The organism is Paramicrobacterium humi (genome assembly GCF_900105715.1).
Taxonomy (GTDB): Bacteria; Actinomycetota; Actinomycetes; order Actinomycetales; family Microbacteriaceae; genus Paramicrobacterium; species Paramicrobacterium humi.
Genome location: NZ_FNRY01000001.1, coordinates 2,750,348 through 2,763,267 on the forward strand (window position 1 = coordinate 2,750,348; position 12,920 = coordinate 2,763,267).

The window sequence follows — 12,920 nt, forward strand, 5'->3', positions numbered from 1 at the left end:
AAATACGGCGCCCGGCGCCGCGAGAAACGGAGAGAACATGTCGTTTGCGATGATCCTGCTGGCCGAGTCAGAGCACGTGGTCAACCCCACTCCGATGCCGACGTTCATGTACGGCGTGCTCGCTCTGATCTTCTTCCTGTTCATCGGGGTCGCCACGTTCACGTATCGCGATGTCGCCAACCGCCACAGCCACAAGACCGGCCACCAGCCGACCGCGCACACCTACGACCACGTGGGGCCCGAGCACTAGGCGAGCCGACAACGGTGACGAGGGAAGCCGGCACCCGAGCACGCGTCGGGGTGATGGGCGGAACGTTTGACCCCATTCATCACGGCCACCTCGTCGCGGCGAGCGAAGTCGCCCAATCCTTCGACCTCGACGAAGTCATCTTCGTCCCCACGGGCAACCCGTGGCAGAAGTCAGACGTCTCGCAGAGCGAGCACCGATACCTGATGACCGTCGTTGCAACGGCATCCAACCCGCAATTCACGGTCAGCCGCGTGGACATCGACCGGGGCGGCATGACGTACACGATCGACACTCTCCGTGATCTCAAAGCGCAGCGACCCGACGCCGACCTCTTCTTCATCACCGGTGCCGATGCGATCGCCCAGATCTTCAGCTGGAAGGATCACGCTGAACTGTTCTCGCTCGCTCACTTCGTAGCTGTGAGCCGACCGGGACATACCTTGAACATTTCTGGATTGCCGCGCGAGCACGTAAGCTTGTTGGAAGTTCCGGCACTGGCGATCTCATCGACGGACTGTCGCAGCCGGGTGAGCCGGGGTTACCCGGTGTGGTATCTGGTCCCTGATGGTGTCGTTCAATACATTACGAAGTATCATCTGTATCGGAGTAGTGAATGACCTCGTTTCCCGACGAGCAGCCACTCTCACGGCGAGCACGACGAGAGAAGCTGCGCGCAGAGCACCCGCAAGACGATGCTCCGCGCACCGAGCGTGACCCGGACCCCGAACCGGCTGACACCTCGACGCCCGCTGTGCCCGCTGACGAGGCGGCCGTCGACGACTCCGCTCCCGCGCCCGACCGGCCGCTGACGCGTCGCGAGATGCGTGCACGGCGCCAGGACACCGGCTCACTGCCGCTCGTTCCTGACGAACCGGTCGTGGCCGAAGAGGCCGAGCCCGCCGCTCCGGCCGACCAGACTTCTTCGGAAGCGCCGGCGCTCACTCCGGCCGAGATCGCTCCCGAGAAGTCGACCGAGCCCGCAGAAGCGCGCGAAGCGATCGCCCCGGCTCCGACCACGGCGTTCACGCCCCCGTCGCCCCCGTCACAGGATGCCGCTACAGAGGCGCTCATCGCACCCGGCCGCGCGACTCAGCGCGATTCAGCTGATTCCCCACAGCTCTCGCCGGCATTCGGCGCCGGTCTCAAGCGCGACAGGCCCCACGAGTCAGCGCCTCCCGGTTTTGACGCGCTGATCGCGCCGGAAGCTCGCACCTCGGAAGCGCTCACGACGTCAAGCGTGCTGATCCTGCCGAACATTCCGCACCCCAACAGCCACCACACGGTGTCCACAACGGGAGAGATCTTGGTCACGGGCTCCGTCGATTTGCCCACAAGCGGCGGTGCAGCGGAGACCAGCAACGGAATCGACCGCACCGACATCGACTCGGGACTCGACAAGCACGGGAACGCCCCGGCAACAGCGGGGACACCGGTCTCGGCGACGAAAGCCGTGAGCACCCACACCGCCACACGCGATGTCATCACCCCGCCGACCAAGTCGGCCAACTCGCGCCTCCTGATGATTCTCGCGATCACGGCCGGGGTGCTGTGCGTGGCGGTCATCGGCGTCGTCATCGTCGGCCTCATGACCGGCGCCTTCTAACCGGAATAGCAAAGGACTGCAACCACTTCGTGACAGCAACAGCCGACTCCCGAGAACTGGTACGCATCGCCGCAGCGGCAGCCGCCGATACCGGGGGAGAGGACCTTGTGGCCCTCGACGTGTCACAGCCGCTGCCGTTCGTCGACGCGTTCCTCCTGGTCACCGGTCGGAGCGAACGCAACGTCGTCGCCATCGCCGATGAGGTCGAAGACCGCCTCCGGGATGCCGGGGCCCGCGCCGTGCGACGCGAAGGCCGCGCTGAGGGACGCTGGGCGCTCCTTGACTTCGGCGACCTCGTCGTTCACGTGTTCCACCCCGAAGAGCGCGCCTACTACGCGCTCGAACGGCTGTGGAAGGACTGCCCGGTCATCTCGGTCGAAGAGGCGATCGCCGGCGGACGGTGAGACACGCCCGGACGCGCGGATTTTTGATCAACGCCCCGGTGATGTACATTAGATGAGTTGCTTCGGCAACGCACCTACGGGTCTGTGGCGCAGCTGGTAGCGCACCTGCATGGCATGCAGGGGGTCAGGGGTTCGAGTCCCCTCAGATCCACCAAAAGCCCTGACGAACGACAGTTTGTCGGGGCTTTTCCGCGTCGCTGCTTACGTCCGGCCGACCTCGGGGGTCACAGCCGATCCGACCCGATGCAAACGCACCCTATCGACTAGAATATGGTTCGTGGCAGCACGACCAGGCGCCCGCTCACTGCGATTCTTCTCTCTCACCTTCTGAGGGTCAGAGCATGTCTCGGCGCGCCCGTGCGCGATGCCGAGACCCTGTCCCCACGAGAAGGAGTACTGAGTGCCGGAGGCCGAAGACGCTCGCAAATCTGACGAACAACTGCGCAACGCGAAGGTTGAGCGCGGCCAGTTCGGAGCGACCGAGCGACGCCCTCCGGTAACCGACGAGTTCCGGCCTCCCGTCTCCAGCACGGAACTCCGCGACAAGGGCCCGGCCGAATTCGCCGAGACGCGCAAACCCCGGGTCAATTGGCGCGTCTTCATCATCTCGTCGATCGTCATTCTCGCCTTCTCCGTCTGGGCCATGGTCATGCCGACCAACGCGGCGTCGTCGATGCACACAGTCGTCGACTGGATCTCGACCAACCTGGGTTGGTTCTACGTTCTCACCATCACGCTTGTGATCCTCTTCGTGCTCTGGGTGGCCTTCTCCAAAGAAGGAAGCGTCCGGCTCGGTCCCGATCATTCGCGCCCGCAGTACAACCTGTTCACCTGGGTAGCGATGCTCTTCGCCGCCGGTGTCGGCATCGACATGCTGTTCTACTCCGTGACCGGACCGGTCACGCAGTATCTCGCCCCGCCTTCGGCCGAACCGGGCTCCGCCGAGGCGGCACAGGACGCCGTGGTGTGGACGATGTTCCACTACGGCGTCGCGGGCTGGTCGGTGTACGCGCTTCTCGGCATGGCGATGGGCTACTTCGCCTACCGCTGGGGGATGCCGCTCTCGATTCGGGCTGCCCTCTACCCGCTTCTCGGCAAGCGCGTCCGTGGGGCGGTCGGCGACACGATCGACGTCTTCGCGCTCGTCGGCACCGTCTTCGGAGTGGCGACCTCGATGGGAATCGGCGTTGTCCTCCTGAACGTAGGATTCGCGTGGATCTTCGGTCTGCAAGAAGGACTCGCGCTCCAGATCGCTCTCGTGATCGTCGCCGTCGTGATGACGATCGCGGCCTGCACGTCCGGAGTGGACAAGGGCATTCGCATCGTCTCGGAGCTGAACCTGTGGTCGGCCGGGGCCATGATGCTCTACATCCTCTTCACCGGCAAGACGGCGTTTCTGCTCAACGCGATGGTGGAGAACATCGGCCGTTTCGTCTTCACCCTTCCCGAACGCACACTACAGACATTCGGCTATGTCGAAGGCGGCTCAGAGTGGATGGCCGGCTGGACGCTGTTCTTCTGGGCGTTCTGGCTCGCCTGGGGGCCGTTCGTCGGGCTCTTCCTCGCGCGCATCTCTCGCGGACGCACCCTGCGCGAGTTCGTCATCGCCGCGATCACGGCGCCCGTCCTGTGTGACTTCTTCATCGTGACGATCTTTGGGAACTCGGCACTGCGCAAGGTGCTCGACGGCGACACGGCGTTCGCCGACCTCGCCATGAAGAGCCCAGAACACGGCTGGTATGCGCTCCTCGAGTCCTTTCCGGGGGCGGCGTTCCTCATCGGTCTCGCTACGCTTTCGGGACTTCTGTTCTACCTGACGAGCGCCAACTCCGGCGCCATGGTCATGTCGAACTTCTCATCGTCGATCCCGGACCCGTCTCAAGACGGTGCGAAGTGGCTGCGCATCTACTGGGCGCTGCTCACCGCGGTGCTCACGATAGCCATGCTCGTCGCCGGCGGCGTGACGACGATGGAATACGCGACGCTCATCTTCGCACTGCCCGTGACGATCATCGCGTACCTCGTGATGGCCTCGTTCTCGAAGGTGCTCCGCATGGAGCGCGCCGAACGCGAGGGACAGATCCGTCGCCGTCGAAGCGTGGCGGTGCACGGCGGCCAGACGCCGGAGAAGACCTGGCGGCAGCGTCTCGCGCGGCTCCGCTCCTACCCGTCGAAGAAGGCCGTCGCCCAGTTCGCGGACCAGGTCGTTCAGCCGGCCCTCCAAGACGTCTCGGCAGAGTTCACGAAGCTCGGTTATACGGCCGCACTGGTCACGACGCCGAACCTGGACACCGGTATCCCTGATCACACGCTGACCGTAACCATGGCGGAGGGCCAGCGTGACTTCCAGTACCGGGTCTCGGCGATCGAGGCCCCCGTTCCGACGTTCGGCGCCCGCAGCATGTCCCGAGGAACCGACATCTACGAACGGCTCGAGGTGTTCACACAGACGGGGTCGGAGGGCTACGACCTTGTCGGCCTGACCCGGCAGCAGGTCATCGACGATGTTCTCGATCGTTATGAGGCGCACCTTTCGTTCCTGCAGTACTCGAACGAGCACGCATACGACTCGGTGCTCACGCCCCCGACGCCGCCGACGACGGACTCGATCCCGCACGTGCCCGAAGATCCGAATGACGTCGAGCGCATCGACGACTGACCGGAGCGACGGGACAGAGATACGTGACATGGATGCCGCGTGGCCCAGCGACGCGCGTCTCCTCAAGGGCTGGCGAAATCCTTCTGCCCTCTACGACGCCCTCGTCGGAGACGACCCGCTGGGCTTCTGGTGGGACGCGGTCGACGGCACGCGGCGACTGAGCTATCTCGGGTCGGGGCGGCACGTGAGTCGCTCGCTTCCTCCTGCACCGCCGCCCGGGCAGGCTCCTGCGTGGCGCGGTCCCGGCCGTTTCGGGGGCGGCTGGATCGGCTGGGCCGACTACGAGAGCGGTGCATCGAGTGTCACGGCGCGGCGGCCCGGCGGTACTTGGCTGCGCGTCGACAACTTCGTCGCGCTTGACGTGGCGGAGCGCCGGATCTGGGCGGTGGCTCCCCGAGCCGCGCTCGACGGATGGGCGGCGCAGGTCGAAAGCGCCCTCACAGCGGACACCCGCGACACCCGAGCCGAGCGCGCGCCCGCGATCTCCGCCGCTATCGCACGCAACACCCCGGCAGAGTACGCGGCGCTTGTCGAACGCGCGCGCGAGTACATCCGGCGCGGCGAGGCCTACCAGCTGTGCCTGACCACTCGGTTCACCGTTCGCGGCACACACGACCCCCGCGTCGTGCACGAGCGCATGCGCAGCAGCAGAGCCCGGAACTCGGCACTGATCCGCGCAGGAGCCACAAGTCTCGTCGCCGCCTCTCCCGAGACGTTTCTCGACGTCGACGCCACAGGCCGTGTCCGCACGAGCCCGATCAAAGGCACGCGTCCTCGCGCTGCCGACGAGGCGGAGGACGCCCGACTCGGCGCGGAACTGCTGGCTCACCCGAAGGAGCGCGCGGAGAATCTGATGATCGTGGACCTGATGAGGAACGATCTGTCCCGCGTGTGCGAAATCGACAGCGTCCGGGTTGATCGCTTGTTCCACCTCGAGACGCACACGCACGTGCATCAACTCGTGAGTGAGATCAGCGGACAGCTCGCGAGCGGGAACGGTGTGAGCGAGCTCATCAGCTCGTGCTTTCCCGCTGGCTCAATGACCGGGGCACCGAAACGCAGCGCGATGACGATCCTCGCACGCCTCGAGGCGGGGCCGCGCGGCGTCTACGCCGGGTGCTTCGGCTGGATCGGAGACGACGGCGCAGCCCTTCTGGCGATGACGATCCGCTGTGCCGTGATCACGCCGACGGAGGCCTATGTCGGCGCCGGCGGTGGGCTCACCATCGACTCTGAAACCGCGTTCGAGGTGTCGGAGGTCGCGCTGAAGGCGGCGGCGCCGTTGCGGGCCCTCGGCGCCCGGATCCCCGATGAGTGGCGCTCTTTCGTCGAAGCGCCTTCCGTCCGCGCCGGGATGATGTGACAATGGCGGAACGACCGAATCAGGTCGACGACGAAGGCGAGTTGCGATGCCGACGATCTTGAACGCCTATCTGCGGTTCGGAACTTCCGCCCGCGAGGCGATGAGCTTCTACCAGAGCGCCCTCGGCGGTGATCTCACTCTCAACCCGTATCGGGACAGCGGAGTCCCGCACGATCCCGCGATCGACGACCTGGTGCTGCACGGGATGCTCACGACTCCGGGTGGGCTCGTGCTCATGGGCGCCGACAGCGGAAGGGAGGAGGACGCTCCGGTGGGCGTCTCGCTCGCGCTGAGCGGTGACGACGACATCGAGCTGACGGGCTACTTCGATCAGCTGTCCGCCGGCGGAACCGTTCAGGAACCGCTCACGCGCGCCCCATGGGGTGACACCTTCGGCATGTTCATCGACAAGTTCGGTGTGTCCTGGATGGTCAGCATCTCGGCCGGCGGCCGTTAGTGCGGGGACGACGTGCACGGCGTGATCACCGCTGACGACCCGTGCCCGTGCCGCAGCGGGGACCAGTTCGGAGACTGTTGCGCGCCGCTTCTCGCAGGATCGCCCGCCCCGACCGCCGAGCGGCTCATGCGCTCCCGGTACACCGCGTTCGCCGTCGGCGACCGCGAACATCTTCTCCGCTCGTGGCATCCGTCGACGCGTCCTGCCGAGCTGACGCTCGACGCGGAGTTGCGCTGGGTTCGACTCGACGTGCTGTCGACCCGGGCAGGCGGTCCGTTCGACGACGAGGGGACCGTCCACTTCATCGCTCACTACCGCACTCCTGACGGCCGCGGGCGGCAAGAGGAGGTCAGCCGCTTCGTGCGGGAGCGGAAGACCTGGTTCTACCTCGACGGCGTGCCAGCGGCATCCTGATTCACTTGGCGAACTGGTGACCGGCCAGAGCGTCAGGCGCCATCGACAGGGAGCCGCCGTCAACGAGCAGGTCGGTCCCGGTGATGTAGCTCGCGTCGTCGGAGGCGAGGAACGCAACGGCCATCGCGACTTCCCGCGGCTCACCACAGCGCAGCATCGGGCAGCTGCTACCCCAGATCGGGTCCCAGGTTTCGCGATCGCCGCCGGAGCTGGCCTCGAGCACGTCGGTCCACACGTATCCCGGGCTGACGCTGTTCACTCGAATGCCGTGCGGGGCGAGATCAAGCGCTTGGCATCGTGTCATCGCGAGCGTCGCGCCCTTGCCCGCATTGTAGGTCCACCGCTCCGGCTGCCCGACGTGCCCCGAGATGCTCGCGATGTTGACGATCGCGGCTCGACTCGCGGCGGTGAGGGCGGGAATCGCTGCTTGAACCAGCTTGGCGGGGCCGACGACGTTGACGTCGAGCGTGCGCTGCCACTGCTCAGCCGTCGCATGGACGCCGCCCATGAGGAAGACGCCGGCATTGTTGACGAGCACGTCGAGGCTTCCCTCACGGCTCGCTGCGGCGACGAGGTCGGCGAATGTCTCGGGCGCGGCGAGATCGGCGACGATGCCGACGAAGTTCTCGGCGCCGAGAGTGCGTTCGCGCTCGCGCAATCCGTCGGCGTCGATGTCGACACCGGTGACACGCGCGCCCTCGGCGACCAGCTGTTCCGCGATCGCTGCGCCGATCCCGTTCGCCGCGCCCGTGACCAGCGCGGAGCGGCCCTGGAATCGAGAGCGCGGCGCGATCGTCGGCGCTGCCGGAAGCGGGGAGGATGCGGACATGGAGGCTCGCCTTTCTCACAGACACTGCACCGATGCGGCGCATCGCGAGCCTATCGCTCAGTCCGGGTCGTCGATGAGCAATTCCTCGCGGATGCGGCGCAAGTCCTCCATGAGCGAGCCGATGAGCACCCAGTGCGTCGATTGCGGCGGAGAGATCTGCAGCGGGGCTGTCAGCGCGGGGAACTCCGAGGTCATCGGCTCCGGTTCGATGAACGCAGGGCGCATCACGAGCCGCAGGTCATGCGCGGCGCGCGTGAGCTCACCGGCGATGGCTGTGACGGTCGGCTCAGCGTGCAGATCATCGTCGTAGTGATCGCGGAACGCACGGGTCATGCCGATGACCTGAGTGACGACGGGAGTGAGCCGGTCGAGCACTTCGCTCAGTTCCTTCAGATCCCCGCGATGCGAGGACTTGCGCGGATTGAGGGTCAGCGACTCCTCGCCGTCTGTGATCGCCGCGTCGGCGGCCTCTCTCATAGGGCGGAGCAGTCGAACCTCGATCATCAGCGCCTCGAGGTCCGCCTCCCGCTGTGGGGCGCGCATGGCCGAGGCAAGCCGCTCGAGGGATGCCGCGAGCTCATTGCCGAGTCGGGCGATGCTGTCACGAACCGGGGTGACAAGCACGGGCGGCACGATCAGCAGGTTGACCGCGAAACCGACCGCCGCCCCGATGAGCGTCTCGATGATGCGGTCGAGGGCGTACTCGGGGGAGCTCGAGCCGAGCGCGAGCACCAGCATGGCGCTGATCGCGACCTGGTTTCCGGTGCCCGGCGTCATCTTGAACACCCACGAGAGCAGAACGGCGACGAGGATCGCGAGGATCACGATCCAGCTGTTCTGTCCGAGAGCGAGACTGATGAGCGTCGCGAGGATCACCCCGGCGATGACTCCGACGCTGCGCTCGATCGCCTTTGCGAAGGACTGGTTGATGCTCGGCTGAACGACGAGGAGCGAGGCGATGGCGGCGAACACCGGAAGCTCGCCCGGGAGAAGGAGCCCAGAGACGATCCACGCGACAGCGGTCGCGACGGAGGTCTTGAGCACCTGAAGCAGCGGTGATCGCTGCGACGCCTGGATTCGGCGGGTGAGCTTCATCCCCTCAGACTAATGCGGGGGTCGGCCGGGAGCTCCCACGCCGCGGCGTACCTGCGCGCCTCGCGCACGATGCCGTGCATGGCGGCCGCGGAGAGCTCGCGAAACGGTTCCAGTCCGATAACTCTGCCGGAGTTCTGCTTTGTCCAGATGCCGGCGACGGTTCCGCTGACCGTGATCGTCGCTCGGAACATGCCGTTGCCGCCGGGCACGATCTCATCAAGACGACCCGCGGGGACGGCGAAACCGCGGTCGACGTAGCCGAGCATGTACTCGTCGAAGCCGGCGAGCAGACGCACGGGGACCGGCTTCTCCGAGGCGATGAGAATCTCCTCGCTCAACGCGGATGCCGCCATCCACTGGGGCCCGCTCGGTGTTTCCACCGTCATTAGGCGGTCGTCGAGTGACGCGAGGGCACTCCTGATGAGCGTGATCGGGAGCCCGAACCAGCGCGCTGCGTCAGCGGCGCTGACCGGACCATGGCCGGAAATATAGGCCAGCAGAAGTCTCGAGAGATCCGCCTCTTGTTCCCGATCGGAGTCGGACGGCGCGGACCCACACCAGCGTCGCGCGTCGACGAACAGCTGCGTGGTGCCCGCGAAGGGCCCGAGGCAGATGAGGCCCCGCGCGGCGAGGTGGTACACGACATGGCTGACGCGTTGCGCTGGCGTCGTGCTCACTCCCGATTCGGCGATGAGCCCACGCAGCGCCTGCCGGTCGAGCGACCCGCGCTCAGCAAGCCCGCCGAGCACGCTCTCGCAGGCGCCCTCGATGACCGCGGGCGTAAGACCCAGCCGACGGTCTGTCGCGGCCATCGAGCGAATCACTCGTGGCGACGTGAGATTTGTGAACGCAGCGAGATCTACGGGTCGAACGACGTGCAGCGTGCCGCGCATGGGCCAGCCTCGCACGAGACGGCCCGCCGTGAACTCGGCGCGAACGTCCGCGACGGTGCACGATCGCGTTCGCGACGCGAGCGACCAGAGCACGCCGGGGAGATCTTGTCCTTGCACGGCGCCGAGGCGACCGACCACTGCTTCCGCCGTCGGCGCCGTCGGCTGGCTCAGGCCGAGGGAGGCGAAGCGTGCGCGTCGGAGCCTTGCAGCGGTGAGCAGAACCATGCAGCCACTGTAGGGGCGACGGCCGACGTCAGAGCTCGAGCAGGTCGTCGAGTTCGGTCAGAAGACCAGCGCCGTCCGGGGCATAGACCCAGGTGAGGCCCGAGCCGTGCTGTTCCCGCTTGGCGCGGCCGCCCGCGAGCACCGCCTCACCGGGGGAGAGCTGCCGGATCAGGACGGCCTTCACGCTGGCCGGTCGTTCCGTGGCGAAATCCGAGTAGATGCCCTCGTCGTGCTGCCCGTCGTCGCCCACAAGCAGCCACGAGATCTGCGGGAACTCGTCGCTGAGCCGCCGGAGGCTCTGCTCCTTGTGCGCACGTCCGCTGCGGAAGAAGCGGTCGTGTGTCGGGCCCCAATCCGTCAGGAGCAGCGGACCCGACGGGTACAAGTGGCGGGAGAGGAACCGCGTCAATGTCGGCGCAACATTCCACGCGCCCGTGGAGAGGTAGATGACAGGGCATCCGCCCTGCTGTCGGGAGAGACGGTCGAGAAGCACGGCCATGCCGGGCACGGGAGTGCGGGCGTGTTCGTCGAGAACGAAGGTGTTCCACGCCGCGACGAGCGGACGCGGCAGAGCGGTGACCATCACGGTGTCGTCAACGTCGGAGATGACGCCCACAGTGGTGTCCGGATGGACGATGTAGACGTCGGTGACAACCGGCTCGGAACCCGGCGAACTCATTCGTATGGTCTGCCAGCCCGGCTCCAGCTGCGCGGGAACGACCTCGTCGATCACGCCGCCGCGGTCGGCGATCACCTCATGGGCGACACCGTCGATCTCCACGATGACGGGGCACGAGACGACCGGAATGCTCGTGAAGCTGCGCCACCCCCGGGTGCGTTCCTCCGCTTCCCGCTTCCGGTCGGGGTGCGAATACAGCACCCGACCGAGTACGCGAACCCACTCGGTCGAGCCGTATCCCGTGTACGAAGCGACGGTGGGAACCATGCCGCGGCGCACGGCACGGCGGGCGCGCCACGCGAGCACGGCGTCGTCGAGCCGGGCGGCGCGGTGAAGCCGCGCGGGCGCCGGCTTGGGGGAGTTCGTCGGTTCGCCGGGCACCAGACAATACTGTCATGTTCCACGGTGGAGGGCGTCAGTCCGGGTCGCCGCCGCGCTCTTCGTGTGCCATATGCCGCTTCTCAAGGCGCTGCAGGGCGGTCTTGACAGCCCACGCGACGACGAGGAACACGGCGATGATGCCGACGAAGATGTAGCCGGCGAAGTGAAGCTGGTTCGCGAGGTCGCGATACGTCTCGGCGGCGGCGGAGCCGACGGAGACGTAGCCGGCGGTCCAGATGAGGCACGCCGGCGCCGTCCACGCGAGGAACCGCTTGTACGTCATCGGGCTCATGCCGACCGTCACGGGGATGAGGGAGTGCAGCACAGGGAGAAAGCGGGAAAGGAACACGGCGATGCCGCCTCGTCGTTCGAGGTAGTTCTCGGCGCGCCGCCAGTTGTGCTCCCCGATGCGGCGCCCGAGACGGGATCGTCGGACGTAGTGGCCGAAGTACTTGCCGAGGGCGAAGCCGATGCTCTCGCCGGTGAGCGCTCCGACGACGACGACGAGGTACAGCGCGATGTACTGTCCGACACCATCGACGCCGGTCCCGGCGACGATAACTATCGTGTCGCCCGGGACGATCAAGCCGATGAGAATGCTCGTCTCAAGCAGGATCGCAATGCCGGCAAGTGCCGTCCTCAGCGCCGGGTCGACGCTCTGCACAGCGTCGAGCAGCCACGTGAGGATGTCGTTCACGGTGCGAGCCTAGACCACCGGTGCTCCGCTCAGGCTGCGAACAGCAGAACCGGCGGCACGCACACGACAATCGCGGACAGGACGAGGATCGCAGCCGTCACGGCACCGGGAAGAGGATGAGGCGGGGCAAGAAGCCGCGACACCCGGGGAGCAGCGGATTCGGGCGTCGAGTCTGCCACCCCGATGTCCGGAGCGCTCGCCTCGCCACCGGCCGTCGCGACGGTCACTATCGCCGAGACGAGCGGCTCGGCCGCCACCTCGACGCGAGCCGTGTCGTCGGCGAGCATCTCGACGAGGAGACCGACCGCGGCGCGCGTCCGTGTGGCGATGGGAAACCACGGGATGGCCTTTCGCCACGCTGTGAAGGACAGCAGCAGGAGGTGATGCTGCTGAGTGAGATGAGCGCGTTCATGCGCGACGACGGCGCCAAGCTCCTCCGGTGACAGCACCTTCACGAGACCGTCCGTGAGCACGGTCGCGGTCCGGAAGGCGCCGGGGAGGCAATACGCGACGGGTGCCGGGTACTCCATCACCCGAGCGCCGGGAACGCGCGGTTCGGGGGCGCTCAGCAGCGCGACGAGGTCGTGCTGTCGACGGCGCTCTCGTTCGGTCTTGACGAACGTCGTGATCATGCTGAGGAACAGGTGCCCGGCAAACAGCACGGCGCAACTGAGGGCGAAGAAGTGCACGAGACCGAGTCCCTCAGGGACGCTGCCGCTGCCGGCGCTCGCGAGCAGCATCCGGATTCCGGACGGCACCGACGCGGCGATCCCTGAGACTCCGAACGTGACCAGCGCGCCGATCATCGAGAGAGCGCCGGAGAGCGCGATCGCCTGCCACGCGAAAAGCGCCACGGCGGGCGCGCGTGACGGCCACGCTGCGCGCGACAAGGCGATCGGAATCGGCCAGGCGAGAGCGAGGGCGAGCGCGGCGAGCAGAGCGGACGCGATGACCATGGAGGTCAGCGTACG

At 66.8% G+C, this 12,920-nt stretch carries 14 protein-coding genes and 1 tRNA gene; 9 read left to right on the top strand and 6 right to left on the bottom strand.

The window, feature by feature from the left end:
• The first annotated feature begins 37 nt into the window (after nt 1-37).
• From BLV49_RS13640 to BLV49_RS13680, 9 genes are all read left to right on the top strand, one after another.
• Complete coding sequence (locus BLV49_RS13640) at nt 38-250, top strand: hypothetical protein (RefSeq protein WP_143034063.1); 213 nt, start codon at nt 38-40, stop codon at nt 248-250.
• Nucleotides 251-264: 14 nt separating this feature from the next.
• The gene (gene nadD, locus BLV49_RS13645) at nt 265-867 is read left to right on the top strand and encodes a nicotinate-nucleotide adenylyltransferase (protein WP_281245337.1); all 603 of its coding nucleotides are present in this window, start codon (nt 265-267) and stop codon (nt 865-867) included.
• Nucleotides 864-1,853, top strand: a complete 990-nt coding sequence (locus BLV49_RS13650) for a hypothetical protein (RefSeq protein ID WP_091185579.1) — start codon at nt 864-866, stop codon at nt 1,851-1,853. Before nadD ends, BLV49_RS13650 begins: the two co-directional genes overlap by 4 nt.
• Before the next feature lie 29 nt (nt 1,854-1,882).
• Nucleotides 1,883-2,257 (top strand): ribosome silencing factor, encoded by a 375-nt coding sequence (rsfS, locus tag BLV49_RS13655; protein WP_091185583.1) that lies wholly within the window; start codon nt 1,883-1,885, stop codon nt 2,255-2,257.
• Between the two features lie 78 nt (nt 2,258-2,335).
• Nucleotides 2,336-2,411 (top strand) — tRNA-Ala (locus BLV49_RS13660).
• Nucleotides 2,412-2,657: 246 nt separating this feature from the next.
• On the top strand, nt 2,658-4,916 hold the full coding sequence (gene betT / locus BLV49_RS13665; protein WP_091185587.1) for a choline BCCT transporter BetT: 2,259 nt from the start codon (nt 2,658-2,660) through the stop codon (nt 4,914-4,916).
• A 28-nt stretch (nt 4,917-4,944) separates the two neighbouring features.
• A complete protein-coding gene (locus BLV49_RS13670; protein WP_091185590.1) occupies nt 4,945-6,279 on the top strand; it encodes an anthranilate synthase component I family protein in 1,335 nt (444 codons plus the stop codon).
• 46 nt (nt 6,280-6,325) lie between these two features.
• On the top strand, nt 6,326-6,736 hold the full coding sequence (locus tag BLV49_RS13675) for a VOC family protein (RefSeq protein WP_091185592.1): 411 nt from the start codon (nt 6,326-6,328) through the stop codon (nt 6,734-6,736).
• A gap of 21 nt (nt 6,737-6,757) precedes the next feature.
• Nucleotides 6,758-7,150: a YchJ family protein gene (locus tag BLV49_RS13680; protein ID WP_091187366.1), complete on the top strand. Its 393-nt coding sequence runs from the start codon at nt 6,758-6,760 to the stop codon at nt 7,148-7,150.
• A gap of 1 nt (nt 7,151) precedes the next feature.
• On the opposite strand, the gene BLV49_RS13685 is transcribed toward BLV49_RS13680, so the two are convergent.
• From BLV49_RS13685 to BLV49_RS13710, 6 genes are read right to left on the bottom strand one after another with little or no spacing between them, the layout of a single operon-like run.
• Nucleotides 7,152-7,979 (bottom strand): SDR family NAD(P)-dependent oxidoreductase, encoded by an 828-nt coding sequence (locus BLV49_RS13685; RefSeq protein WP_091185595.1) that lies wholly within the window; start codon nt 7,977-7,979, stop codon nt 7,152-7,154.
• Nucleotides 7,980-8,036: 57 nt separating this feature from the next.
• Entirely contained in the window at nt 8,037-9,074 is a 1,038-nt protein-coding gene (locus tag BLV49_RS13690) for an FUSC family protein (protein WP_091185598.1), read from the bottom strand.
• Nucleotides 9,071-10,192, bottom strand: a complete 1,122-nt coding sequence (locus BLV49_RS13695; RefSeq protein ID WP_091185601.1) for a winged helix DNA-binding domain-containing protein — start codon at nt 10,190-10,192, stop codon at nt 9,071-9,073. Before BLV49_RS13695 ends, BLV49_RS13690 begins: the two co-directional genes overlap by 4 nt.
• A 28-nt stretch (nt 10,193-10,220) precedes the next feature.
• A complete protein-coding gene (locus tag BLV49_RS13700; RefSeq protein ID WP_245723664.1) occupies nt 10,221-11,252 on the bottom strand; it encodes an App1 family protein phosphatidate phosphatase in 1,032 nt (343 codons plus the stop codon).
• A 34-nt stretch (nt 11,253-11,286) separates the two neighbouring features.
• Entirely contained in the window at nt 11,287-11,949 is a 663-nt protein-coding gene (locus tag BLV49_RS13705) for a DedA family protein (RefSeq protein WP_091185603.1), read from the bottom strand.
• A gap of 29 nt (nt 11,950-11,978) precedes the next feature.
• On the bottom strand, nt 11,979-12,905 hold the full coding sequence (locus BLV49_RS13710) for a M56 family metallopeptidase (RefSeq protein ID WP_091185607.1): 927 nt from the start codon (nt 12,903-12,905) through the stop codon (nt 11,979-11,981).
• Nucleotides 12,906-12,920: the final 15 nt, after the last annotated feature.